The organism is Amycolatopsis stemonae (assembly GCF_054781455.1).
On the sequence record NZ_BAAGUJ010000001.1, the window covers coordinates 1,155,116 to 1,177,119 of the forward strand.

Consider the following 22,004-nt stretch of genomic DNA (forward strand, 5'->3'; position numbering starts at 1 on the left):
AAGTCATGTACGTACTGGGCATCAGCCGGGTCCACGACTCGGCCGCGGCACTCGTGCGCGACGGCGAGATCATCGCCTTCGCCGAAGAAGAGCGCTTCACGCGCGTCAAGCACGACGGCGGCTTCCCCGCCGAAGCCATCAAGTTCTGCCTGGAGCGCGGCGGGATCACCCTCGCCGACGTCGACCACGTCGCCTACTACTGGCAGCGATGGAAGGAAGGCATCCACGCGGCGAAGGTGTTCGCGCGCTACTTCCCCGGCACGCTCGACGTCTTCCGCAACGCCAACGGCGACGAGGGCGGCAAGTCCGCGGGCATGGTCGACACCTTCCTGACCGGCGGCGGGAAAGGCCACGACGACTACCACGTCGGCGGCGCGGTCCTGGCCCACATCAAGCGGTCCTACACCCTCGAGAAGGACGTCAAGGAAGCCGCCGGCTGGACCGGGCCGACGAAGTTCAAGACGCACCTCGTCGACCACCACCGCGCGCACGCGGCCAGCGGCTACTTCATCTCGCCGTGGGACGAATCGGCCGTGCTCACCTTCGACGGCATCGGCAGCGACGGCACCGCGACCTACCTCGCGCACGGCCGCGGCAACCGGATCGTCGACCTGCGGCGCATCAAGTTCCCGCACTCGCTCGGCGCGATGTACGCGGGCGTCACGGGGTATCTGGGCTTCTACCCGACTCGCGACGAAGGCAAGATCATGGGCCTGGCGCCGCTGGGCGAGGCCACCTACGTCGACGCGTTCAAGCAGCTCATCCACCTCGACGACGACGGCGGCTTCGAGCTGGACCTGTCCTGGTTCGGCCACCACCGCACGGGCAAGCACGTGATGAGCCGGAAGTTCACCGACACCTTCGGCCCGGCGCGGCCGAAAACCCGGGTCACGGCTTCGAATCCCGTTCCCCAGCACTATTGCGACATCGCGTACGCGCTCCAGGTGACGCTCGAAGAAGCCGGTCTGCACCTCGCGAGGTGGCTGCAGCGGGAGACGGGTTCGAAGCGGCTGTGCGTCGCCGGCGGCGTCGCGCTGAACAGCGTCATGAACGGGCGGATCCTGCTGGAAACGCCGTTCGAGGACTTCTTCGCCCAGCCCGCGGCGGCCGACGACGGCTGCGCGCTCGGCGCCGCCCTGGACGTCTCGGTCGCCAAGTACGGCAAGCCGCGCCCGCGTGACGGCTACACCTACACCGGCCCGGACTACACCGAGGCCGAGATGGAGCTGGCCCTGCAGGACGCCGGCGTCAAGTACGAACGCGTCGACGACATCGCCGCGCACACCGCGGCGAACGTGGCCGACGGCAAGATCGTCGGCTGGGTGCAGGGCCGGATGGAGTGCGGGCCGCGGGCGCTGGGGAACCGTTCGCTCGTCGCGGACCCGCGCGACCCGGAGTCGAAGACGCGGATGAACGAGAAGGTGAAGCACCGCGAGGCGTTCCGGCCGTTCGCGCCGTCCTGCCTGGTCGAGCGCGCGGGCGAGTACTTCGTCAGCGACTACCCGTCGCCGGTGATGCTGCTGGTGTTCGATGTCCTGCCGGACAAGCGCGCCGAGGTCCCGGCGATCACGCACGTCGACGGCACGGCCCGCGTGCAGACCGTCAGCCGGGAGGACAACCCGCTGTACTACCGGATGATCAGCGAGTTCGAGAAGCTGACCGGCGTGCCGATGGTCGTCAACACGTCGTTCAACGACAACAATGAGCCGATCGTGGCCAGCCCGGCCGACGCGATCGCGTGCTACCTCAAGACCGACGTCGACGCGCTGGCGCTCGGGCCGTTCTGGGTGGAGAAGGACCTGTGACCGTTGTGGAAACGCCCGGCCTGGTCGCCGCGCTGTACCGGCGGCGGCAGTGGCTGTGGCTGGTGGCCGCGGTCCCGGCCGTGGTCACGGCGCTGCTGATCATGGTGGTGCTGCCGCCGGACCAGACGCTGGACAACGTCGGCGACTGGGCGTTCAAGCTGTGCCCGTTCGCCTTCGCGGTGCTGACGGTTTCGCTGTTCCCGCGCGGCCGGTTCGGCCCGGCGTTGATCGTGTTCGCCGTTTTCGTCTACATGTCCTATTTGGACACCGAACTGGTGATGCGGGTGCAGGACTTCGCGCGCTCGCCCGACCAGGACTTCCAGCCGGTGTACCAGTTCGAGCTGTTCGTGACGACGTTCATCGTGCTGTTCGCGCTGCTGGCCTACCGCCTGGGCGGCGGCCGGACGGCGAACGTGCTCAAGGTGGGCGTCGCGTCGATCCTGGTCGTCATCTCGGGCGTGAACGACCTGACCTTCTGGGCAGTCAACGACGTCTGGGCCGCGGGCACGAAGCCCACCGAGCTGAAGTGGGCTTCGCACATGATCGTGTTCCTCGGCGGGCCGCCGAGCGTGCCGGCCGCGGTCGCGTTCATGGCCGTGCACCTGGTGCTGGCCGCGATCGTCGTCGCGCTACCGGTGGGCCGGTGGGTTTCGCTCAGAGTCCACGCTTCACGGCCTGGAGTTTCGTGACGGCGGCCGCGTCGCCCTCGAAGTCGAGCTTCACGGCGTCGCGGCCGAACACGAACAGCAGCAGGTCCACCGGCTCGCCGACGATCGTGACGGGGTCGGGCCCGGTCTTGACCGCGGCCTCCCGGCCGTCTCGCGTCTTCAGGGTGACGCCGACCGGCGCCTTGCGGAGGTTGAGCTTGGCGGCTTGTTTCGCGGACTTCCACGCGGCGGCGTCCCGGGTGGGGTCGGCGGGCCGCGGCTCCCAGCCGGGCTGCGCTCGCCGGACGTCCTCGTGGTGGACGAGGAACTCGGCGGTGTTGGTCAGCTCGTCGAGCGGGCCGATGGCGGTCGGCCAGAACTTCGACGGCCCCCGCCGCACCTGCTCGACGAGGCTCGCCCACGGCTTGGCGGCGTAGCGGTCCTGGACCTTCTTGGTGTACCCGGCGAGCGCGGGCACGAGAATCCCGGGCGCGGTGTCCGGCCGGTGCTCGCGCACGACGAGGTGCGCGGCGAGGTCCCGCGTGGTCCAGCCCTCGCACAAGGTCGGCGCGTCGGGCCCGAGGTCGTCGAAGAGTGAGCTCAAGGCTTGGCGTTCGTCAGCAGCGACACCCATGTGGCCGACGTTACTCGCCGGTACACCCTTCGCGCGACGGGAAGAGACGCCGGGCACGCGTCGTTGATCGAAAGGTGAGCCGACTCTTCAGCCCGATCACCGTCCGCGGCCTGACCCTGCCGAACCGCGCGTGGGTTTCGTCGATGTGCCAGTACTCCGCCACCGACGGCGTGCCCGGCGACTGGCACCTCGTCCACCTGGGCCAGTTCGCCACCGGCGGCGCCGGCCTGGTCATGACCGAGGCCACCGCCGTGGTCCCGGAAGGCCGGATCAGCCCGCAGGACACCGGCATCTGGAACGACACCCAGGCCGGGGCGTGGCGCCGGATCGTCGATTTCGTGCACGGCCAGGGCACCGCCATCGGCCTGCAGCTCGCCCACGCCGGCCGCAAGGGTTCGACGCGACGGCCGTGGGAGGGCACCGGCAGCGTCCCGGAGGCCGAAGGCGGCTGGCAGCCCGTCGCTCCTTCGGCGACCGCGTTCGGCTCGTACGAGACCCCGCGCGAGCTGACCACGGACGAGGTCAGCGCCCTGCCGCAAGCGTTTGCGGACGCGGCCAAGCGCGCCCTCGACGTCGGCTTCGACCTGCTCGAACTGCACTTCGCGCACGGCTACCTCGTGCACCAGTTCCTGTCGCCGCTGTCCAACACCCGCACCGACCGCTACGGCGGCGACTTCGAGGGCCGCACCCGGCTCGCGCTGGAGATCGCCGACGCCGTCCGCGCCGAAACCGACGTCCCCCTCTTCGCGCGGCTGAGCGCCACGGACTGGACGGAGGGCGGCTGGACCGCCGACGAGTCCGTCCGGCTCGCGAAGCTCCTGGCCGAGCGCGGAATCGACCTGATCGACACCTCCACCGGCGGCAACACCCCGAACCCGGACATCCCGGTCGGCCCGGGCTACCAGGTGCCCTTCGCCGAGCGCATCCGCACGGAGACCGGCATCCCGACCGGCGCGGTCGGCATGATCACCGACCCGCACCAGGCGGAGGAGATCATGGAGAAAGCCGACGCGGTCTTCCTGGCCCGCGCCCTGCTGCGCGACCCGCACTGGCCCCTGCGCGCGGCGAACGTCCTCGGCGCCGACGTCCACTGGCCCGACCAGTACGCCCGCGCCAAGTCCTGGCACTGAGCGGCACTTTCCCGGGAAAGTGCCGCGTCAGTGGTGGAAGGAGGTCGCCGTCGACGGGTCGTTCCGGCGGCCGCCTTCCTTCTTCAGCTCCGGGAGCACGCGGGCCAGGTCCGCCAGCAGCAGGTCGGCCAGGTCGTGCGTGAAGCCGTTGCGGACGACGATCCGCAGCACCGCCAGGTCCGTCCGCTTCTCCGGGAACGTGTACGCCGGCACCAGCCAGCCGCGCTCCCGCAGCCGTCGTGACACGTCGAAGACGTCGAACCCGACGTCCGGCTTCGTCGTCACCGCGAACACCGGCAGCTGGTCGCCGCGGGTCAGCAGTTCGAACGGGCCCAAGCGGGCGATCCCGGAAGAAAGGTGCATCGCGACGTCCCGCGAAGCCTGTTGCACCGCCTGGAACCCGGACCGCCCCAGCCGGACGAACGTGTAGTACTGCGCCGCGACCTCGGCACCCGGGCGGGAGAAGTTGAGCGCGAACGTCGGCATGTCGCCGCCCAGGTAGTTCACCTTGAACACCAGCTCCGACGGCAGCGCCTCCTGGTTGCGCCAGACCACCCAGCCGACGCCCGGGTACACGAGCCCGTACTTGTGGCCCGACGTGTTGATCGACGCCACGCGCGGCAGCCGGAAGTCCCACACCAGGTCCGGGTCGAGGAACGGCGCGATCATCGCGCCCGACGCGCCGTCGACGTGCAGCGGGATGTCCCAGCCGGTGCGCTCCTGCAGGGCGTCCAGCGCCTCGGCGATCTCCGCGACCGGCTCGTAGCTGCCGTCGAACGTCGAGCCGAGGATCGCCACCACGCCGATCGTGTTCTCGTCGCAGCGGGCCACGGCCTCGTCGGCGGTGAGGTGGTAGCGGTCGCCGTCCATCGGCACCAGCCGCGGCTCGACCTCCCAGTACTCGCAGAACTTCTCCCAGCACACCTGGACATTCACGCCCATCACCAGGTTCGGCTTGCCGGTGCGCCCGAGTTTGGACCAGCGCCGCTTCAGCGCCATCCCGGCGAGCATGCAGGCCTCCGACGACCCGGTCGTCGAGCAGCCCATGATGTCCGTGGGGTCGGGCGCGTGCCAGAGGTCGGCGAGGATGTTGACGCAGCGGCGCTCCAGCTCGGCCGTCTGCGGGTACTCGTCCTTGTCGATCATGTTCTTGTCGACGCACTCGGCCATCAGCTCGCGCGCCTGCGGCTCCATCCACGTCGTGACGAACGTGGCGAGGTTGAGCCGCGCGTTGCCGTCGAGCATCAGCTCGTCGCGCACGAGCTGCAGCGCGGTGTCCGGCGGCAGCGAGTCTTCGAGCAGCTTGTCGCGCGGCATGACCAGTCCCGCGGCCAATGCCGGGTTCGCGCCGGCGTAGAGCGGGTTCGTCCCGCCGACGCGGTCCGGGCGGTCGGCTTTCCCCTGATGCAGCACCATGCCGTCGAAAGTACTGCGTGCGGACGCGAAAGGGGCCGTTCCACGCGGGAACGGCCCCTTTCGCGGGACGGATCAGGCCTGCTGCGCCTGCCACATCCAGTGCGCCTCTTCGAGTGCGCGGGTGATCTCGATCAGCAGGTCCTGCGTCACGAGGTCACTCTTGTCCGTTTCGTCGATGCGGGCCCGCAGGCGCTCGATCAGCGTCGCGAGGATGTCGACGATCGCGGCGACCGTGGACTCCACGGACTGCCAGTTGTCCGGGTACTCCGGGGCGCCCGAGCTCTCGACGACGGTCTTGGCCTTGCCGTTCGGCGAGATGCCGATGGCGTTGGCGCGCTCGGCCACCTCGTCGACGTACTGGCGCGCGGTGGCGACGAGCTCGTCGAGCTGCAGGTGCGCGCTGCGGAAGTTCGCACCCACGACGTTCCAGTGCGCCTGCTTGGCGATGAGGGACAAGTCGACGAGGTCGACCAGCGTCGCCTGCAGGGCGTTGCCGGTGATTTCCTTGTCCGCCTCGGAAAGCGGGCTCTTGATCGGAGAGTTGCTCATCTCTGGGGATCCTTTCCTCGGACTGGTCCGGAACCGCCGCCGGGCGGTCAGACGGTGGCGGAGAGCGCGACCTCGATGTTGCCGCGGGTCGCGTTGGAGTAGGGGCACACCTGGTGGGCCTGCTCGACCAGCTGGTCGGCCTGGGCCTGCTCGAGACCCGGCAGGGAGACGTTCAGTGCGACGCCGAGGCCGAAGCCGACCTCCTGCTTGAGCACGCTGACCTCCGCGGTCACCGTCGAGTCGTGGAGTGCCACCTTGGCCTGACGGGCGACCAGCTGCAGGGCGCTGTGGAAGCAGGCCGAATAGCCGGCGGCGAAGAGCTGTTCGGGGTTGGTCTTGTCCCCGCCGGGGCCGCCCATTTCCTTCGGGATGGCCAGGGACTCGTCGATGACGCCGTCCGACGAGGTCACTTCGCCGTTGCGGCCGTCGCCGCGCGCCGTCGCCACCGCGGTGTAGATCGCCTGACCCATGCTCAGCCTGCCTTCTGTCGCGAACGCTCCACAGCGAGCGTCTCACTGGGCACAACATCCCGCACCCGCGGAACCGTGCCCCCACATGGCGGGCATCACGTGGATTCGATTACCCGGCCGCGGCCGGGCGAAACGTCATGCGGCGCGCGTCACGGCGAACTCGGCGACCTGCCGCCCGATCAGGCGAAGGGTGCGGACGCTCTTCTCGTCCGAAGCGCCGCCGCCCTCGTCGAACTTGGTCTCGGCGGAGTTGATCGAACCACCCAGTGGGGTGGCCCAGCCGCGCAGCGCGTGCGTGATCGTGCGGAGCTGCTCGAGCGTCGTCACCGCGGCCTGCCAGCCGTAGGCGACGGCGGCGAGGCCGACCGCGCGGCCGTCGAGGTAGGGACGTTCGTCGTCACGCAGGTCCTCGACGTAGTCCAGGGCGTTCTTGACCAGGCCGGACAGCGCGCCGTGGTAGCCCGGCGAGACGACGATGAGCCCGTCCGCCTGCCGGACGGCCTCGACGAGCCGGGCGGCGCGTTCGTCGCGCCCCGGTTCGCCGGCGTCGTAGAACGGCAGCACCAGTTCCGGCCCGGAGAGCATCCGGACCCGGACGCCGACTTCGGCCGCGCCGGTGAGCGCGATCTGCAGCGCGCGTTCGGACTGGGAGCCCTCCCGCAGAGAGCCGCCGATCCCGAGCACGTTGATCGTCCTGGCTGAAGTCACGTCTTTCAGGCTAACCCCTCCACTTAAGTGGATATCCAGACTTTGGGACCGAGGCCCGCGTCACAGCTGGACCTGTTACCTACTGACGAGTAACGTCCCCGTCGGCACCGACGCTCAGGAGGCAACGATGGCGATCCCGCTCCCGGTCCGCGCCCAGGCCGCGGCGTCCCAGCTCGCGTTCTGGCTGCCCGCGCCGCTGCGGCGTGCGGTCGCCGGCCGCCCCGTGCGCATCGACGGCCAGGAGCTCGCGCTCGACGCCCAGCTGCTGCTCCGGCTGCAGAAGGTGTCCGGCGCGGAGCTCGTGCACGGGTCGGTGGAGCAGTCGCGCGCACTGCTCGACGTCGGACGGCACCTGGTCAGCGGCAAGCCGGTCGAGCCGGTGTCGGTGCGCGAGATCGCCGTGCCCACCCCCGACGGCGACGTTCCGGCCACGCTCTACACGCCGGTCGGGCTGCCCGAGAAGTCGCCGCTGCTGGTGTTCTTCCACGGCGGCGGCTGGGTGATCGGGACGCGCGCGAGCCACGACAACGCCGTCCGCTTCCTGGCCAAGCACGCCGGGGTGCGGGTGCTGTCGATCGAGTACCGGCTGGCCCCGGAGTTCCCGTTCCCGGCGGCGGAGGAGGACGCGCTCGCGGCGTTCGAGTACGCCGTGGCGAAGGCGGGCGACCTCGGCGCCGACCCGGCGCGGATCGCGGTGGGCGGCGACAGCGCGGGCGGCAACCTGGCCGCGGTGACGGCGCAGCAGGCGGTGCGGCGCGGCGGCCCGGCGCCGGCGTTCCAGCTGCTGATCTACCCGGCGACGGACTTCGCGAAGCGCTACCGCTCGCGGGACCTGTTCGGCGAAGGCCTGTTCCTGACCGACGCGCACATGAAGTGGTTCGAGAACCACTACGTGCCGGAGGGCACGGACCTGACCGACCCGCGGCTGTCGCCGTTGCGCGCGGAGGACCTGAGCGGCCTGCCGCCGGCCCTGGTCGTCACAGCGGGCTTCGACCCCCTTCGCGACGAAGGCGAGGCGTACGCGGAAAAGCTGCGCGAAGCGGGCGTCGAGGTGGCCCTGCGGCGGCACGAGGATCTGATCCACGGGTTCATCAACTTCACCGGCGTCGGCACCCGGTTCCGCGAGGCACTGGCCGAGATGGCGGGTGCGCTGCGGCAGGGTCTGTCCAAACGGGACTGAGCTCGGCCGGAAAGGCCCGAAAACGAACCCGGAGCCCGGCGCGGAGGAATGTCCGCGGCCGGGCTCCGGGCCCCCCTGTTTTCGGTGGCCGGGTTACGAACCTGGAACCGGCAGTGGTGGCACCGGCAGCGGCGGCACCGGCAGCGAACCGAGCAGGCCGCCGAGGATGCCCGTGACGGCGCCCAGCAGGGCCTTCAGCAGGTCGCTGACGATCTTCAGCGGGCCGGGCAGGTCCGGGATGGGCGGCAGCGGCAGCGGGGGCAGCTGGCGCGGGGTCGCCGTCGGGTCGGTCAGCAGCCGGTTCGACTCGTCGGCGCGGCCCTTGGCCAGGCCGGCGAGCTGCTGAGTGTCGGTTTGGATCGTGTAGCGCTTTCCGGCCGCGATGTCCGCGAGCACCGGGCTGAGCTGCCCCAGGTCGCCGCGCGTGGCACCGACGTTGCCCGCGTAGGCCACCTTGGTCAGGTCGTCACGCATCTGGAGCACCTGTGCGGCGAGGGCCTGGGTGCTGGAGGAACCCTTGCCCCCGTCCGGGCTCGCCGAAGCGATCCCCGCCGTTCCGACCGCCAGCAGACTCGCGGCGGCTACCAGGGCGATGGACCGCCCGAACTTGCCTTTCATTCCTTACCTCCTGGCCTCGGGAGACCTGACGGGATAAATCGATACCCCCCGTATCGGAGATAAGCCACCCGATCACCGGTTAGGGACGTTTTCTAACCCTTACGTGCCGGATGCGCGGGCAGCGAACTGTCCCGCAATTGATTAACGTCGAAACCTTGCCCGTCCCCCTGAAGATCATCATGACCGATCCCGAACGTCACCGCTGGTAGCGACCGTCCACTATGGAACATTTGGGTCACTCACGCGGGTGTAAACGGTGATCATTTAGCTTCATCACTCCGTCGGACCGCGTGTCGCGACTGCTCCAGACGGGGCGTCCCCCACGCTCGCACCGCCACCCACAAGGTTCCGCCACTGGTGGACGCGGAAATGCGAAATCAATTCCGGAAATTCGCACTTCGGGCGGGACGGAGGGGGCAACGGCGGGGGTTCCGCGCTCGGCTGTGCCGCGACGGGCGGGTGACGGCACCCCGATCGGCGGCGATGCCACCCCGCGCACCAGCCCGCCCACCGCGAACCACCCCCGGGCAACTCCCCTCAGAGCGGCAGGCCGGTCTCCAAGTGCGCCAGCGCCCGGTCCAGCACGGCCAGGGTGTCGGCCTCGGGATCGGACGCCGCCCCGGCGAACGCCGCCATGATCACGCCGACCACCGCGCCCGCCCAGTTGCGGACCTCGAACTCGTCCCGCTCGCGGCCCGTCCGCTCCGCCGCCATCCCGGCCAGCAGGTCGATGCCCTCGGCGAACTGGTCCATGATCGCGCTGCGCAGCTCCGGCTCGCGGAACACCAGCAGCTGGCGCTGACGCTCGCGGGCCCAGTCCTCGCCCGAGATCTGCTCGCGGATGGTGCCGGCCGTCGCGCGCAGGGCGGCGGTCGGGCTCAGCTCCGGCGGCTGCGCGAGCGCTGCCGCGATCAGCACCGGGTCGAACGGGTCGTAGAGGACCGTCGCTTCCTTCGTCGGGAAGTACCGGAAGAACGTGCTCGGCGAGATCTCCGCCGCGGCCGCGATCTGGTCCACCGTCGTGGCGCTGTAGCCCTGCTCGTCGAACAGGCGCAGCGCGTGCCGCTGGATCGCGGCACGCGTCCGGGCCTTCTTCCGTTCGCGCAGCCCCGTGGGCTCAGATGGCGACGACGTCATGCTCCGATTCTCGCGGCTGCGGCTCCCCGGCCGCCCGCCCGGGCAGGAACAGCAGCGCGAGCAGGGCGCCGGCCAGGCCGAGCCCGGCGCACACCCACAGCGTCGCCGCCATGCCGTCGGTGAACGCGGCCCGCGCGGAGCCGGCGAGCGCGGGCAGGTGCAGCTTCGCCGCGACGGCGATCGCGGCCGACGCGCTGCCCCGCACGGCGTCGGCCACCGGCGCGGGCAGGCCGTCGACGGCGACCCCGGCGCGGTAGACGCCGTTGAGCACCGTGCCCAGCACCGCGACGCCGATCGTCCCGCCGACCTGGCGCAGCACCTGGATCAACGCCGACCCGGCTCCCGAACGGCCCTCGGTGAGCGCGCCCATGGCCATCGACATCAACGGCGGCAGCGTGCACCCGGTGCCCAGGCCGATGACGACTTCCCAGGCCAGGGTGACGCCGTAGCCGTCGGACGGCGACGTCGTCGAGCCCCACGCCAGCCCGGCCGCGAGCAGCACGAACCCGGCCGTGACGACCACCCGCACGCCCAGCGCGACGACCAGCCGTTCGGCGAGCTTCGCCGACGCCAGCATCCCGCCGATCAGCGACAGCAGCCGCACGCCGGTCTGCAGCGCGTCGGCGCCCTGCACGGCCTGGAACAGCTGCGGCAGCACGAACAGCAGGCCCATCAGCGCGAAGGACGCCATCGTGGCGAGCACCGCGCCCCAGACGAACCGCGGTTCGCGGAACAGCGCGAGGTCGGTGAGCGGCGCGGCCACCCGCGTCTGCGTCCAGCAGAACACCGCGAGCACCGCGGCGCCCAGCGCGATCAGGCCGTACGTCACCGGGTCGGCCCAGCCGTGCTCGCCCGCGTGGACGAAGCCGTAGGTGAGCGCCACGAGCCCGGCCGCCGACAGCGCGATGCCCGGGAAGTCGACCCCGCCCTCGCCCGACCCGCGCGTGAGCGGGACCAGGAACAGCACCGCGAGCAGGCCGACCGCGGTCAGCGGCACGTTGATCAGGAACACCGAGCCCCACGCGAAGCGGTCGAGCAGCCAGCCGCCGAGCAGCGGGCCGAGCGGGATGCCGACGAACGTCGCCATCACCCACGTCGTCAGCGCCTTCGCCCGTTCCTCGGGCGGGAACAGGATGTTCAGCAGCGAGAGCGACAGCGGGATGAGGAACGCGGCGCCGACGCCGAGCACGACCCGGGCGGCGATCAGCTCGCCCGGCGAGCTCGCGTAGGCGCACCACAGCGAGGCGAGCCCGAACACCGCGAGCGCGCCGAGCAGCAGTTTCTTCGGGCCGAAGCGGTCGCCGAGCAGGCCCGCCGGCAGCAGCAGCGCGGCCAACGCCAGCGTGTAGGCGTTGCCGAACCACTGAAGTTGCGTGGTCGTCGCGCCGAGGTCGACGGCGAGCGTCGGCACGGCGACGTTGAGCACCGTCAGGTCCAGGCCGACGGTCAGCAGGCTCACCGCGAGCGCGCCGAGCGCCCACCACCTGCGTGGGTGTGGCTGAGTCATAGCGACCCCCAATTGATAGTTACTACCAAATGAGAGTAGCTCTCAAAATTACCCGGCACCAGAGGAGATGACCGGAAATAAGTTGCACGCGCGTACCACCTTGGGTTCTCATCGAGTACGTGCCTCTGCAGCCCTACCGCCGGGTGCTCTCCGTCCCCCGCGTCCCGTCGACGATGGCCCTGATGTTCCTGGCCCGGCTGCCGATGACCATGAACGGCGTGCTGATGACGCTGTACGTCGTCACCGGCCTCGGCCGCGGCTACGGCGCCGCCGGGCTGGTCGGCGCGGGCGTCACGCTCGGCATGGCCCTCGGCGCGCCCCTGCTCGGCCGCTGCTTCGACCGGTACGGGCTGCGCCCGGTCGTCGCGGTCTGCGGCACCGGCACGACGGTGTTCTGGATCGCCGCGCCGCACCTGCCGTACGAGGCCCTCGCCGCCGTCGCGGTCCCCGCCGGGATGCTCTCGGTGCCGGCGGGCTCGCTGGCGCGGCAGGTCCTGGCCGCGCTCGTCCCGCTCTCGGAGCGGCGGGCCGCGTACTCGCTCGACACGATCTCGATCGAAGCGACGTTCATGATCGGCCCGGCGATCGGCATCGCGGCGATCACGACGATTTCGCCGACGTTCACGCTCAGCGCGCTGGGCGTCCTGTTCGGCGTCACGGCCTTCCTGATCTGGCTGGTGAACCCGCCGATCCGCGAGTCCGTCGAGCCCGGCGCGTCCACCACCCGGCCGCCGCTGCGGAGCTGGCTCACCGGCCGGCTCGTGGCGACGCTCCTGGTGGCCGGCGGCACGCTGTTCGTGCTCGTCGGCACCGAGCTGGCGACCCTCGCCGCGCTGCGCGCGAACGGCGACATCGGCGTGACCGGCCTGGTCATCGCGGTGATGTGCCTGGCGTCGATCGCGGGCGGCATCGTGCACGGCGCGGTCAAGCGGTCGCTGCCGCAGGGCGTGCTGATGCTGTTGCTCGCGGTGCTGGTGATCCCGGTCGGGCTGGCGGACCGGCCGTGGTGGCTGCTGATGCTGGTGCTGATCCCGACGAACCTGGTCTGCGCGCCGACGCTCGCGGCGACCACCGAGACGGTCAGCCGGATCGCCCCGCCGCAGGTCCGCGGCGAGGCGATGGGCCTGCAGGACGCGTCGACGCGGCTGGGCCTGGCCCTGGGCAGCCCGGTGGTCGGCTTCGCGATCGACCACTCGAGCCCGGCGTGGGGCTTCGCCGCGGCGGGCATCGGCGGCCTGGTGATCGCGTCGGCGGGCCTGCTGCGGAGGCGGGCACCAGCGGCCGAGCCGACGCCCGCGTTGGCGGAGAGCTGCAACTGAGCGGTCTGCCGCGGCTTGTCAGCCGCAGGCCGCACGGAGGGCGTCGAGCTTCTTGACGTTGCGCTGCACCCACTGCGCGACGACTCCGGCGTCCTCGATGCGTTCCTTCTGCACCTCGACGTACGAACCGGCCATGCCGAGCAGCGCGTTCTTGACGTCCTGGTCCTGGACGTTCCCGGCGAGCTCGCGCAGCCGCTTCTCCTTGTCCGCGGCGCGCGCCTTGAGCTTGGCCGGGTCGACCAGGGGGTTCAGGTCGGCGAGGCCGAGCGCCTCGGTGCAGGCGCTCACCTTGTCCGCCGTCTTCGACCCCTGGTCGACCGCGTCGCTGACCTGGTCGCACCCGCTCAGCAGCAGTGCGGCCGCGGCCAGCAGCGCGGCCGTCGTTCCACCCCTCGTCATGGCGCCAAGGTACCGCTCAGCCCTTGACGCAGACCACCTGCTTGAGGTGCGCCACGACCTCGACCAGGTCCGTCTGGGCCCGGATCACCGAATCGATGTCCTTGTAGGCCGCCGGGATCTCGTCGACCACGCCGGTGTCCTTGCGGCACTCGACGCCCGCCGTCTGCTCCGCCAGGTCCTCGGCCGTGAACAGCTTCTTGGCCTTGTTGCGGGACATTCGCCGTCCGGCGCCGTGCGACGCCGACTGGAACGACGAGTCGTTCCCGAGACCGCGGACGATGTACGAACCGGTCCCCATGCTGCCCGGGATGATCCCGAGGTCACCCGATCCGGCACGGATCGCGCCCTTGCGGGTGACGAGCAGCTCGACGCCGTCGTAGGTCTCCTCGGCGACGTAGTTGTGGTGGCACGAAATCGCGTCGTCGAAGGTCGTCTGCGGGACGATGTCCTTCAGCGCCTGCTTCACGAGCGCGACCATCGTGGCGCGGTTGCGCGCCGCGTAGTCCTGCGCCCAGAACAGGTCACGGCGGTAGGCCCGCATCTCCGGCGTGCCGGCGACGAACACCGCGAGATCCCGGTCCGGCAGGTCCGCGTTGTGCGGCAGCTTGCGCGCGACGGCCATGTGCCGCTCCGCGAGCTCCTTGCCGATGTTGCGCGAACCCGAATGCAGCATCAGCCAGACGCGGCCGTCGTCGTCGAGGCAGACCTCGATGAAGTGGTTCCCGCCGCCGAGGCTCCCGATCTGGCGCGCGGCCCGGTCGTGCAGCTCCTGGACGCCGGTGTGCAGTTGCCCGAACCCCTTCCAGAACGCGTCCCAGCCGCCGACGCCGTGCACCTTCGCGGGGTTCACGGGCGTCTTGTGCAGCCCGAAACCCACGGGTACGGCGCTCTCGATCCGGCGGCGCAGCGCCCCGAGGTCGTCGGGCAGGTCGCTCGCGGTGAGCGACGTCCGCACGGCGCTCATCCCGCACCCGATGTCCACGCCGACGGCGGCCGGCGAAACGGCGTCGCGCATCGCGATGACGCTGCCGACGGTGGCGCCCTTGCCGTAGTGGACGTCGGGCATCACGGCGACACCGTGCACCCACGGCAGGTTCGCGACGTTGTGCAGCTGCCGCATGGCCTGGTCTTCGACCGACGCGGGGTCGGCCCACATCCGGATCGGGACGCGGGCGCCGTCGACAGCGGTGTACATGATTTCCTCCCCTGGACTTGCTTGCGACGCCTACGATCCCCCGAGACGGGGAATCGGACAAGGCGATTTCCGATCGTCCACTGTGGAGGAGAACGGACATGGGCCCGCTGCCTGGCCCCGGGGGCATGGTTTAGGACGCGGAGCTCGGCGCCGACCCGCACTTCGACGACCCAGAGCTCGCCACGGCGGTCTCCGCGGCACTGGCCGGCGACTGGCACTCGGCCGCCGCCACCACGGCCACGACCGGCGTCAAGTGGAACGCCGCCCCGTTCGCTCCACGGCGCGCACAGACCCGCGGGAAGCCTGAAGGCCCCCTCGGCGAGCGAGGGGACCTTCAGCTCACTGCTGCGCGATCAGCTCCGCGATCTGCACGGCGTTGAGCGCCGCGCCCTTGCGCAGGTTGTCGTTCGCGATGAACAGGGCCAGCCCGCGGCCGCCCTCGACGCCCTGGTCGACCCGGATGCGGCCGACGTAGCTCGGGTCGTTGCCCGCCGCCTGCAGGGGGGTCGGGATCTCCGACAGCTCGACGCCCGGCGCGTGCGTCAGCAGCTCCGTCGCGCGGTCCACCGTCAGGGGCCGCTCGAATTCGGCGTTCACCGAAATCGAGTGCCCTGAGAACACCGGCACGCGCACGCACGTGCAGGACACGCCGAGCCCCGGGATGCTCAGGATCTTGCGGCTCTCGTTGCGGAACTTCTTCTCTTCGTCCGTCTCGAGCTCGCCGTCGTCCACAATGGACCCGGCCATCGGCAGGACGTTGAACGCGATCGGGCGGACGTACTTGTCCGGCGCCGGGAATTCGATCGCCCCGCCGTCGTGGGTCAGCAGGGACGCGTGCTCCGCGCCCGCCTTCACCTGGCCCGCCAGCTCTTCGACGCCGGCGAGCCCGCTGCCGGACACCGCCTGGTAGGTCGACGCGACCAGCCGGACCAGCCCGGCCTCGTCGTGCAGCGGCTTCAGCACCGGCATCGCGGCCATGGTGGTGCAGTTGGGGTTCGCGATGATCCCCTTGCGCGCTTCCTTGATCGCCTCGGGGTTGACCTCGCTGACGACCAGCGGGACGTCCGGGTCCATCCGGAACGCCGACGAGTTGTCGATCACCGTCACGCCCGCCTCGGCGAACCGCGGCGCCTGCGCCTTCGACGTCGAGCCGCCGGCCGAGAACAGCGCGATGTCCAAACCGGACGGATCCGCGACCGCCGCGTCCTCGACCGTGATTTCCGTGTCGCGCCAAGGCAGCTTCGAACCCGCAGAGCGCGCCGAAGCGAAGTACCGGAGCTCGGCGATCGGGAACTCCCGCTCCGCCAGCAGCTTGCGCATCACCGCGCCGACCTGGCCGGTCGCGCCGACCACCCCGACCCGCAGCCCGTCCGCCATCAGCGACCACTCCCCGCGTAGACCACCGCTTCCTCGTCGCCGCCGAGCTCGAACGCGTCGTGGATCGCGCGCACGGCCTCGTCGAGCTGCGCGTCGCGGATCAGCACCGAGATGCGGATTTCCGAGGTGTTGATGATTTCGATGTTGACGCCGGCGTTCGCCAGCGCTTCGCAGAACGTCGCCGTGACACCGGGGTGCGAGCGCATCCCGGCGCCGACCAGCGAGACCTTGCCGACGTGGTCGTCGTAGAGCACCGACTCGAAGCCGATCTCCGCCTTGACCTTCTCCAGCTCCTTGACCCCCGCGGCGCCGTTGGCCTTCGACAGCGTGAACGTGATGTCGGTACGGCCGGACACCGTGCTCGACACGTTCTGCAGCACCATGTCGATGTCGATCTCGGCGTCCGCGATCACGCGGAAGATCCGGGCCGCGGCGCCGGCGTGGTCCGGCACCCCGGTGACCGTGATCTTGGCTTCGGAGCGGTCGTGCGCCACACCGGTGATCAGGGCTTGTTCCACGGGGATCTCCTCGATAGAACCGGTCACCGTCGTGCCCGGCTTGTCACTGTAGGAAGAACGGACTCGGATCGGCACGCCGTAGCGGCGCGCGTACTCGACCGACCGCAGGTGCAGGATCTTCGACCCGCTCGCGGCCAGCTCGAGCATCTCTTCGTAGGTGACCGTGTCGAGCTTGCGCGCGTCCGGCACCACCCGCGGGTCGGCGGTGTACACACCGTCCACATCGGAGTAGATCTCGCAGACGTCGGCGTTCAGCGCGGCGGCCAGCGCGACGGCGGTGGTGTCCGAACCACCGCGCCCGAGCGTCGTGATGTCCTTGGTGTCCTGCGCGACCCCCTGGAAGCCCGCCACCAGCGCGACGTAGCCCTGCTCGAGGGCTTCCGTGACGCGGCTCGGCGTGACGTCGATGATGCGCGCGTTCCCGTGCACCGACGTCGTGACGACGCCAGCCTGCGAACCGGTGAACGACCAGGCCTCGGCGCCCTGGGCCGCGATGGCCATGGCGACCAGCGAGTTCGAGATGCGCTCACCGGCGGTGAGCAGCATGTCCATCTCCCGCTCCGGCGGCGCCGGGTTGACCTGCTGTGCCAGGTCGAGCAGTTCGTCGGTGGTGTCACCCATCGCCGAGCAGACCACGACGACGTCGTTGCCCGCCTTCTTCGTGGCGACGATCCGCTCTGCGACGCGCTTGATCCGGTCGGCACTTTCCAGCGACGATCCGCCGTACTTCTGGACCACGAGGGCCACGCCCGAACCTCCTCGACGGGCCGGGTCTGCTCCCTGGTGGGCACCGGAGAGCCCCCGCGTCCCATAGTTGAGAAGGAGCCTACCGGGGCTCCCGCGGCCCGCCACCCTCTTGACGTGGGGCGGGTGCCGCGAACGGGCGGCGCGGAAGTAAATCTTCCGTAACACCAACGAAATGCGCGAAGCCCTTCCTCCCGAGTGATGCAGCGCACGCCTGGGTAGGGTCGAGATCGTGCGAAAGCCAGCTGTGACGAGCGTCCCCATCGCGACCGTGATGGCCGAGCGGTGGAGCCCCCGGGCCTACGACGAGACGGCCGTGATCACCCCGGAGCAGGTGAGAGCGCTGCTCGAGGCGGCCCGCTGGGCCCCGTCGTTCGGCAACACCCAGCCGGCCCGCTACCTGGTGGGGCGGCGCGGGACGCCGTCGTTCGACGCGATCTTGGCGACGTTGAACGACGGCAACCAGGCGTGGGCGCGCCGCGCGAGCCTGCTGCTGATCGGCGTGATGGTGACGACGAACGAGAAGGGCGCGGTGCCGTACGCGGAGTACGGCCTCGGGCTGGCGTCGGAGAACCTCGTGCTGCAGGCCGTGGAGCTGGGCCTGATCGCCCACCAGATGGCGGGCTTCTCCCCGGACGCGGCGAGCGCGGCCTTCTCACTGCCCGCCGACGTGGTCCCGAAGGTGGCGATCGCGGTGGGCTCGCCCGCGTCACCGGACGTGCTGGAAGAGGACTGGCGGATCGAGCGCGAGAAGGCGGACCGGGTGCGGGTGCCGCTGGCGGAGTTCGCGTTCACCGACCAGTGGGGCAAGCCGGCTTTCTAGCCCGGCCGATCCGCAGGTCCCGTGCGATGAGCGGGTCGCCCGCGACGAGCTTCCGCGCTTCGGCGCGGCGGCGAGGGCCGGGTTCGGGCCGTCGACGCGCGGCGAGCGCCAAGATCGTGGCCACCGAGGTCAGCACGTTCCGGTCTTGCCCGCGAGGTCCTCGGCGCGGCGTGCACGAACGGCACCCAGCGGCTCGTCACGAGCCCCCGTCGATCGTGATCGGCGTGAAACTCAGGAAGCTCCGCCGACGCGGCGGATGACCTTGGCGAGGATGCCCGACACCACCAGCCAGAACACCGCCGCGATGCCGTAGTTGACCAGGACTCGCAGCTTCTCGTCACTCGGCGTGAACAGGTCGCTGAAGCCCAGCGCCAGCCCGTCCGCCCAGGACTTGACGAACGAGACGATGCCGTTGTCCGGGTTGGCCGAGCCGACCGTGAAGATCACGTGGATCACCAGGAACGCGGCGAAGACCAGGCCCACCCAGCGGACGATCGAGGCCACCAGCGAGGCGGCGCGGCCGCCGGTCCGGCGCCAGTCGACCGGGGCCCGGCGCGAGACGCGCGTCTCCTCCGAGGCCGATGACGACTCCGCGTGCTCACCCATGCCCGAAGTTTCGCACGGCGACCGGCCAATTGCTACCCACAGGTAACCCTCGTCGGGAGATGCCCGGCTTTCCTCACGCAGCGTTCCGTGGTTATGGTGGGGTCGTGGCGCGTGCTCTCCTGCTTCGCTGCCGCGACGGGGCCTGACCGGACCGGCTCCCCGTCGCGGGGCTTCGTGGTGCCGGTCGCACCCGTCGATCTGGAGACACCCCAAATCCCATGAGCACCATTCGCAAGCCTTCGCGTCCCGCGCCCGCCGACCAGCCCGTGTGGAACACCCAGCGCGGCACGTCCATGCCGGTCCACCGCTACCGCCCCTGGTACGACCTCGTCGAGAACATCGACCTGCCCGACCGCACCTGGCCCGAAAAGCGCATCGAGCGCGCGCCGCTGTGGTGCGCCGTCGACCTGCGTGACGGCAACCAGGCCCTGATCGACCCGATGTCGCCCGCGCGCAAGCGGAAGTTCTTCGACCTGCTCGTGCGCATGGGCTACAAGGAGATCGAGGTCGGCTTCCCGGCCGCGTCGCAGACGGACTTCGACTTCGTCCGCGAGATCATCGACGAAGGCGCCATCCCGGACGACGTCAGCATCCAGGTGCTGACCCAGTGCCGTCCCGAACTGATCGAGCGGACCTTCCAGTCGCTCGAAGGCGCGCCGCGCGCGATCGTCCACATCTACAACTCGACGTCGATCCTGCAGCGCCGCGTGGTCTTCCGCGAGGAGCGCGAAGGCATCAAAAAGATCGCGACGCAGGCCGCGGAAATGGTCGTCGAGCTGGCGGCGAAGCAGCCGGACACCGACTTCCGCTTCCAGTACTCGCCGGAGTCCTACACGGGCACCGAGCTGTCCTACGCGCTCGAGGTCTGCAACGCCGTCACCGAAATCTGGCAGCCGACGCCGGAGAAGCCGGTCATCCTGAACCTGCCGGCGACCGTCGAGATGGCGACGCCGAACGTCTACGCCGACTCGATCGAGTGGATGTCCCGCAACCTGGAGCGCCGCGACTCGGTGATCCTGTCGCTGCACCCGCACAACGACCGCGGCACCGGCATCGCCGCCGCCGAGCTGGGCTACCAGGCCGGCGCGGATCGCATCGAGGGCTGCCTGTTCGGCAACGGCGAGCGCACCGGCAACGTCGACCTGGTCGCGCTGGGCATGAACCTCTACAGCCAGGGCATCGACCCGCAGATCGACTTCTCCGACATGGACGAGATCAAGCGGACGGTCGAGTACTGCAACCAGCTGCCGGTCGGCGAGCGCTCGCCGTGGGGCGGCGACCTGGTGTTCACCGCCTTCTCCGGCAGCCACCAGGACGCGATCAACAAGGGCCTCGACGCGCTGAAGGACGCCGCCGACAAAGCGGGCGTACCGGTCGACGAGTACCCGTGGGAGGTCCCGTACCTGCCGATCGACCCGAAGGACGTCGGCCGCACGTACGAGGCCGTGATCCGGGTCAACTCGCAGTCCGGCAAGGGCGGTGTCGCCTACATCATGAAGGCCGAGCACCAGCTCGACCTGCCGCGGCGGCTGCAGATCGAGTTCTCGAAGGTCATCCAGCGCTACACCGACTCCGAGGGCGGCGAGGTCGACCCGACGACGATGTACAACGCGTTCTCGGCCGAGTACCTGGAGCTGAAGACGCCGCTGGAGCTGGTCCGCCAGCACGTCCGCGACAACGGCGACGGCGAGTACGACATCACCGCGACCGTCCGCGTGGAGGGTGACGAGCACGAGGTCACCGGCCGCGGCAACGGCCCGATCGCGGCGTTCTTCGACGCCCTGAGCACGGTCGGGTACGACCTGCGCCTCCTGGACTACAGCGAGCACACGCTCTCCCCGGGCGACGACGCGCGCGCCGCGTCGTACATCGAGTGCGCCATCTCCGACCGGGTGTTCTGGGGCATCGGCGTCGACCCGTCGATCGTCACGGCCTCGCTGCGCGCGGTCGTCTCGGCGGTGAACCGCGCCCACCGCTGAACCTGTGGGCCGCCTGTCGGGTTCCTGTGAGTACCCGGTGATCAGGAGTTTTCCGGGCCGGGCAGGCGGTTAATGGAGATGTGGACACGACTACGGCGGGACTGCTGGTGCTGTTCGTCGTCTCGCTCGTGCCGCTGCTGCCGACCGAGGTGACGATCCTCGGGATGGGCGTCGCGGCGGCGCAGGGCGGGACGTCGCTGGCCCTGGTGATCGCCGTGGCCAGTGCCGGGTGCCTGGTCTCCGACCAGGCGCTCTACGCCCTCGGCCGGTTCGGTGGCCGGGCGGCGCTGGACCGGCTGAGCCGGCGGCGGAAGATCGCCGCCGGCATCGGCTGGCTCGACGGCCGGCTGCAGCGCCACCCCCGGCCGGTCCTCGTGGTCGCCCGCTGGCTGCCGTCGGGCGGGACGGTCGGCGCCCTCCTCGCCGGCTCCCTGAGGTGGCCGATGGCGGAGTTCTTCACCGCGTCGGCCGTCGGCGTCACGCTCTGGACGTCCTATGTGGCCTTCCTCGGCTACGCCGGCGGCCAGCTCATCACCGAACCCGGGATCAGCATGCTGCTCTCCCTCGGCGTCGCCCTGATCCTGGGTTCGGTGATCACCTACAGCGTGAAGCGGTCCGCTAGAGCGCTTTGAGGATGTCCTCGGGCTCGGTCCGCGTGACGAAGTCCGGGTGGACGTCGACGAACCGCAGCACCCGGTCCCGGTCGACCACGACGACCGCCGGGTGGACCAGCTCCCAGCTGCCGTTGACCTGCTCGAGGTCCGTACCGAGCGCCTGCATGGCTTCGCGCACGGGCGCGGAAACCGGGTAGCTCAGCCCGAGCCCGCGGGCGACGGTGCTGCCGACGTCCGAAAGCACCGGGAAGTCGAGGTCCGGGAGCGGGCCGTCCGGCTGCTGCGGGCTGATCGCGGCGAGGCTCGCGTTCCTCGCCGTCAACTCGGGCAGGAGCTCCTGCTGGTAGGTGCGCAGGGTCAGGTTGCAGTACGGGCACCACTGGCCGCGGTAGAAGACGAGCACCGCCGGGCCGTCCGCGACGAGGTCGTTCAGGCTCGTCGGCACGCCGTCGGCGCCTGGCAGCGTGAAGTCCTCGATCTTGTCGCCCACCTGGGCGAACGTCGTCTCGGCGGCGCGGCGCCGGGACGCTTCGAACACCTCGAAGATCTCCGGCGGCAGCGCGCCCCGGGCGTGGTCGTTCACGCCGGTCAGGGCTTCGTTGAGCGTCATGGATTCCCCAAACTCTGGT

General features: G+C 70.5%; 22 protein-coding genes. 8 read left to right on the plus strand and 14 right to left on the minus strand.

The annotated features are described in order from the left end of the window. Positions 1-5 precede the first annotated feature (5 nt). Positions 6-1,805 (plus strand): carbamoyltransferase family protein, encoded by a 1,800-nt coding sequence (locus ACYVLJ_RS05730; protein WP_451969403.1) that lies wholly within the window; start codon positions 6-8, stop codon positions 1,803-1,805. Beyond that, the gene (locus ACYVLJ_RS05735; RefSeq protein WP_460437968.1) at positions 1,802-2,494 is read left to right on the plus strand and encodes a hypothetical protein; all 693 of its coding nucleotides are present in this window, start codon (positions 1,802-1,804) and stop codon (positions 2,492-2,494) included. The genes ACYVLJ_RS05730 and ACYVLJ_RS05735 overlap by 4 nt, the downstream gene beginning before the upstream one ends. Here ACYVLJ_RS05735 and ACYVLJ_RS05740 read toward each other — a convergent pair. Further along, positions 2,460-3,086 carry a TIGR03085 family metal-binding protein gene (locus ACYVLJ_RS05740; RefSeq protein ID WP_451969407.1) on the minus strand — a complete coding sequence of 209 codons (627 nt, stop codon included), beginning with the start codon at positions 3,084-3,086 and terminating at the stop codon, positions 2,460-2,462. The two genes, ACYVLJ_RS05735 and ACYVLJ_RS05740, sit on opposite strands and share 35 nt — an antisense overlap. A 74-nt stretch (positions 3,087-3,160) precedes the next feature. Here ACYVLJ_RS05740 and ACYVLJ_RS05745 point away from each other — a divergent pair, with 74 nt between their 5' ends. After that, on the plus strand, positions 3,161-4,216 hold the full coding sequence (locus ACYVLJ_RS05745; RefSeq protein WP_460437969.1) for an NADH:flavin oxidoreductase/NADH oxidase: 1,056 nt from the start codon (positions 3,161-3,163) through the stop codon (positions 4,214-4,216). A gap of 27 nt (positions 4,217-4,243) precedes the next feature. On the opposite strand, the gene ACYVLJ_RS05750 is transcribed toward ACYVLJ_RS05745, so the two are convergent. The 4 genes from ACYVLJ_RS05750 to ACYVLJ_RS05765 all read right to left on the minus strand — a co-directional run bounded on the left by ACYVLJ_RS05750 (position 4,244) and on the right by ACYVLJ_RS05765 (position 7,335). Further along, positions 4,244-5,632 carry a PLP-dependent aminotransferase family protein gene (locus ACYVLJ_RS05750; protein WP_460437970.1) on the minus strand — a complete coding sequence of 463 codons (1,389 nt, stop codon included), beginning with the start codon at positions 5,630-5,632 and terminating at the stop codon, positions 4,244-4,246. A 72-nt stretch (positions 5,633-5,704) separates the two neighbouring features. After that, entirely contained in the window at positions 5,705-6,181 is a 477-nt protein-coding gene (locus tag ACYVLJ_RS05755) for a Dps family protein (RefSeq protein WP_451969412.1), read from the minus strand. Positions 6,182-6,228: 47 nt separating this feature from the next. Then, positions 6,229-6,651, minus strand: coding sequence for an organic hydroperoxide resistance protein (locus ACYVLJ_RS05760; RefSeq protein ID WP_451969414.1), 423 nt, complete (start codon positions 6,649-6,651; stop codon positions 6,229-6,231). A gap of 135 nt (positions 6,652-6,786) precedes the next feature. Then, positions 6,787-7,335 (minus strand): NADPH-dependent FMN reductase, encoded by a 549-nt coding sequence (locus ACYVLJ_RS05765; RefSeq protein ID WP_451969889.1) that lies wholly within the window; start codon positions 7,333-7,335, stop codon positions 6,787-6,789. Positions 7,336-7,486: 151 nt separating this feature from the next. Here ACYVLJ_RS05765 and ACYVLJ_RS05770 point away from each other — a divergent pair, with 151 nt between their 5' ends. After that, the gene (locus tag ACYVLJ_RS05770) at positions 7,487-8,539 is read left to right on the plus strand and encodes an alpha/beta hydrolase (protein ID WP_460437971.1); all 1,053 of its coding nucleotides are present in this window, start codon (positions 7,487-7,489) and stop codon (positions 8,537-8,539) included. A gap of 93 nt (positions 8,540-8,632) precedes the next feature. Here ACYVLJ_RS05770 and ACYVLJ_RS05775 read toward each other — a convergent pair whose 3' ends face one another. The 3 genes from ACYVLJ_RS05775 to ACYVLJ_RS05785 all read right to left on the minus strand — a co-directional run bounded on the left by ACYVLJ_RS05775 (position 8,633) and on the right by ACYVLJ_RS05785 (position 11,801). Continuing rightward, positions 8,633-9,157, minus strand: coding sequence for a hypothetical protein (locus ACYVLJ_RS05775; protein WP_451969417.1), 525 nt, complete (start codon positions 9,155-9,157; stop codon positions 8,633-8,635). A gap of 537 nt (positions 9,158-9,694) precedes the next feature. Beyond that, entirely contained in the window at positions 9,695-10,294 is a 600-nt protein-coding gene (locus ACYVLJ_RS05780; RefSeq protein ID WP_451969419.1) for an acyl-CoA-like ligand-binding transcription factor, read from the minus strand. Further along, complete coding sequence (locus ACYVLJ_RS05785) at positions 10,275-11,801, minus strand: efflux MFS transporter permease (RefSeq protein WP_460437972.1); 1,527 nt, start codon at positions 11,799-11,801, stop codon at positions 10,275-10,277. The genes ACYVLJ_RS05780 and ACYVLJ_RS05785 overlap by 20 nt, the downstream gene beginning before the upstream one ends. 182 nt (positions 11,802-11,983) lie before the next feature. On the opposite strand from ACYVLJ_RS05785, the gene ACYVLJ_RS05790 reads away from it, so the two are divergent. After that, on the plus strand, positions 11,984-13,120 hold the full coding sequence (locus ACYVLJ_RS05790) for an MFS transporter (RefSeq protein ID WP_451969891.1): 1,137 nt from the start codon (positions 11,984-11,986) through the stop codon (positions 13,118-13,120). Between the two features lie 18 nt (positions 13,121-13,138). Here ACYVLJ_RS05790 and ACYVLJ_RS05795 read toward each other — a convergent pair whose 3' ends face one another. The 4 genes from ACYVLJ_RS05795 to ACYVLJ_RS05810 all read right to left on the minus strand — a co-directional run bounded on the left by ACYVLJ_RS05795 (position 13,139) and on the right by ACYVLJ_RS05810 (position 17,356). Continuing rightward, complete coding sequence (locus tag ACYVLJ_RS05795; protein WP_451969421.1) at positions 13,139-13,519, minus strand: hypothetical protein; 381 nt, start codon at positions 13,517-13,519, stop codon at positions 13,139-13,141. A 16-nt stretch (positions 13,520-13,535) separates the two neighbouring features. Then, a complete protein-coding gene (locus ACYVLJ_RS05800) occupies positions 13,536-14,714 on the minus strand; it encodes an RtcB family protein (RefSeq protein ID WP_460437973.1) in 1,179 nt (392 codons plus the stop codon). Positions 14,715-15,053: 339 nt separating this feature from the next. Beyond that, positions 15,054-16,091 (minus strand): aspartate-semialdehyde dehydrogenase, encoded by a 1,038-nt coding sequence (locus ACYVLJ_RS05805; protein WP_451969424.1) that lies wholly within the window; start codon positions 16,089-16,091, stop codon positions 15,054-15,056. Continuing rightward, positions 16,091-17,356, minus strand: a complete 1,266-nt coding sequence (locus tag ACYVLJ_RS05810) for an aspartate kinase (protein WP_451969426.1) — start codon at positions 17,354-17,356, stop codon at positions 16,091-16,093. The genes ACYVLJ_RS05805 and ACYVLJ_RS05810 overlap by 1 nt, the downstream gene beginning before the upstream one ends. A 229-nt stretch (positions 17,357-17,585) precedes the next feature. Here ACYVLJ_RS05810 and ACYVLJ_RS05815 point away from each other — a divergent pair, with 229 nt between their 5' ends. Next, positions 17,586-18,176: a nitroreductase family protein gene (locus ACYVLJ_RS05815; protein ID WP_460437974.1), complete on the plus strand. Its 591-nt coding sequence runs from the start codon at positions 17,586-17,588 to the stop codon at positions 18,174-18,176. Between the two features lie 231 nt (positions 18,177-18,407). On the opposite strand, the gene ACYVLJ_RS05820 is transcribed toward ACYVLJ_RS05815, so the two are convergent. Further along, a complete protein-coding gene (locus ACYVLJ_RS05820) occupies positions 18,408-18,782 on the minus strand; it encodes a hypothetical protein (RefSeq protein ID WP_451969430.1) in 375 nt (124 codons plus the stop codon). Between the two features lie 218 nt (positions 18,783-19,000). On the opposite strand from ACYVLJ_RS05820, the gene leuA reads away from it, so the two are divergent. Both leuA and ACYVLJ_RS05830 read left to right on the plus strand, forming a co-directional pair. Beyond that, a complete protein-coding gene (gene leuA / locus ACYVLJ_RS05825; protein WP_460437975.1) occupies positions 19,001-20,761 on the plus strand; it encodes a 2-isopropylmalate synthase in 1,761 nt (586 codons plus the stop codon). A gap of 80 nt (positions 20,762-20,841) precedes the next feature. After that, positions 20,842-21,393 carry a DedA family protein gene (locus tag ACYVLJ_RS05830; protein WP_451969432.1) on the plus strand — a complete coding sequence of 184 codons (552 nt, stop codon included), beginning with the start codon at positions 20,842-20,844 and terminating at the stop codon, positions 21,391-21,393. On the opposite strand, the gene ACYVLJ_RS05835 is transcribed toward ACYVLJ_RS05830, so the two are convergent. After that, positions 21,380-21,985, minus strand: a complete 606-nt coding sequence (locus ACYVLJ_RS05835) for a peroxiredoxin-like family protein (RefSeq protein WP_460437976.1) — start codon at positions 21,983-21,985, stop codon at positions 21,380-21,382. The genes ACYVLJ_RS05830 and ACYVLJ_RS05835 overlap by 14 nt on opposite strands. Positions 21,986-22,004: the final 19 nt, after the last annotated feature.

What these genes read in the sequence shown, in the direction of transcription:
- ACYVLJ_RS05730 (WP_451969403.1), top strand. Translation starts at nt 6, where the DNA reads ATGTACGTACTGGGCATCAGCCGGGTCCACGACTCGGCCGCGGCACTC.
- ACYVLJ_RS05785 (WP_460437972.1), bottom strand. Translation starts at nt 11,801, where the DNA reads ATGACTCAGCCACACCCACGCAGGTGGTGGGCGCTCGGCGCGCTCGCG.
- ACYVLJ_RS05800 (WP_460437973.1), bottom strand. Translation starts at nt 14,714, where the DNA reads ATGTACACCGCTGTCGACGGCGCCCGCGTCCCGATCCGGATGTGGGCC.
- ACYVLJ_RS05740 (WP_451969407.1), bottom strand. Translation starts at nt 3,086, where the DNA reads ATGGGTGTCGCTGCTGACGAACGCCAAGCCTTGAGCTCACTCTTCGAC.
- ACYVLJ_RS05775 (WP_451969417.1), bottom strand. Translation starts at nt 9,157, where the DNA reads ATGAAAGGCAAGTTCGGGCGGTCCATCGCCCTGGTAGCCGCCGCGAGT.
- ACYVLJ_RS05790 (WP_451969891.1), top strand. Translation starts at nt 11,984, where the DNA reads ATGTTCCTGGCCCGGCTGCCGATGACCATGAACGGCGTGCTGATGACG.
- ACYVLJ_RS05770 (WP_460437971.1), top strand. Translation starts at nt 7,487, where the DNA reads ATGGCGATCCCGCTCCCGGTCCGCGCCCAGGCCGCGGCGTCCCAGCTC.
- ACYVLJ_RS05780 (WP_451969419.1), bottom strand. Translation starts at nt 10,294, where the DNA reads ATGACGTCGTCGCCATCTGAGCCCACGGGGCTGCGCGAACGGAAGAAG.
- ACYVLJ_RS05750 (WP_460437970.1), bottom strand. Translation starts at nt 5,632, where the DNA reads ATGGTGCTGCATCAGGGGAAAGCCGACCGCCCGGACCGCGTCGGCGGG.
- leuA (WP_460437975.1), top strand. Translation starts at nt 19,001, where the DNA reads ATGAGCACCATTCGCAAGCCTTCGCGTCCCGCGCCCGCCGACCAGCCC.
- ACYVLJ_RS05820 (WP_451969430.1), bottom strand. Translation starts at nt 18,782, where the DNA reads ATGGGTGAGCACGCGGAGTCGTCATCGGCCTCGGAGGAGACGCGCGTC.
- ACYVLJ_RS05835 (WP_460437976.1), bottom strand. Translation starts at nt 21,985, where the DNA reads ATGACGCTCAACGAAGCCCTGACCGGCGTGAACGACCACGCCCGGGGC.
- ACYVLJ_RS05755 (WP_451969412.1), bottom strand. Translation starts at nt 6,181, where the DNA reads ATGAGCAACTCTCCGATCAAGAGCCCGCTTTCCGAGGCGGACAAGGAA.
- ACYVLJ_RS05760 (WP_451969414.1), bottom strand. Translation starts at nt 6,651, where the DNA reads ATGGGTCAGGCGATCTACACCGCGGTGGCGACGGCGCGCGGCGACGGC.
- ACYVLJ_RS05795 (WP_451969421.1), bottom strand. Translation starts at nt 13,519, where the DNA reads ATGACGAGGGGTGGAACGACGGCCGCGCTGCTGGCCGCGGCCGCACTG.
- ACYVLJ_RS05805 (WP_451969424.1), bottom strand. Translation starts at nt 16,091, where the DNA reads ATGGCGGACGGGCTGCGGGTCGGGGTGGTCGGCGCGACCGGCCAGGTC.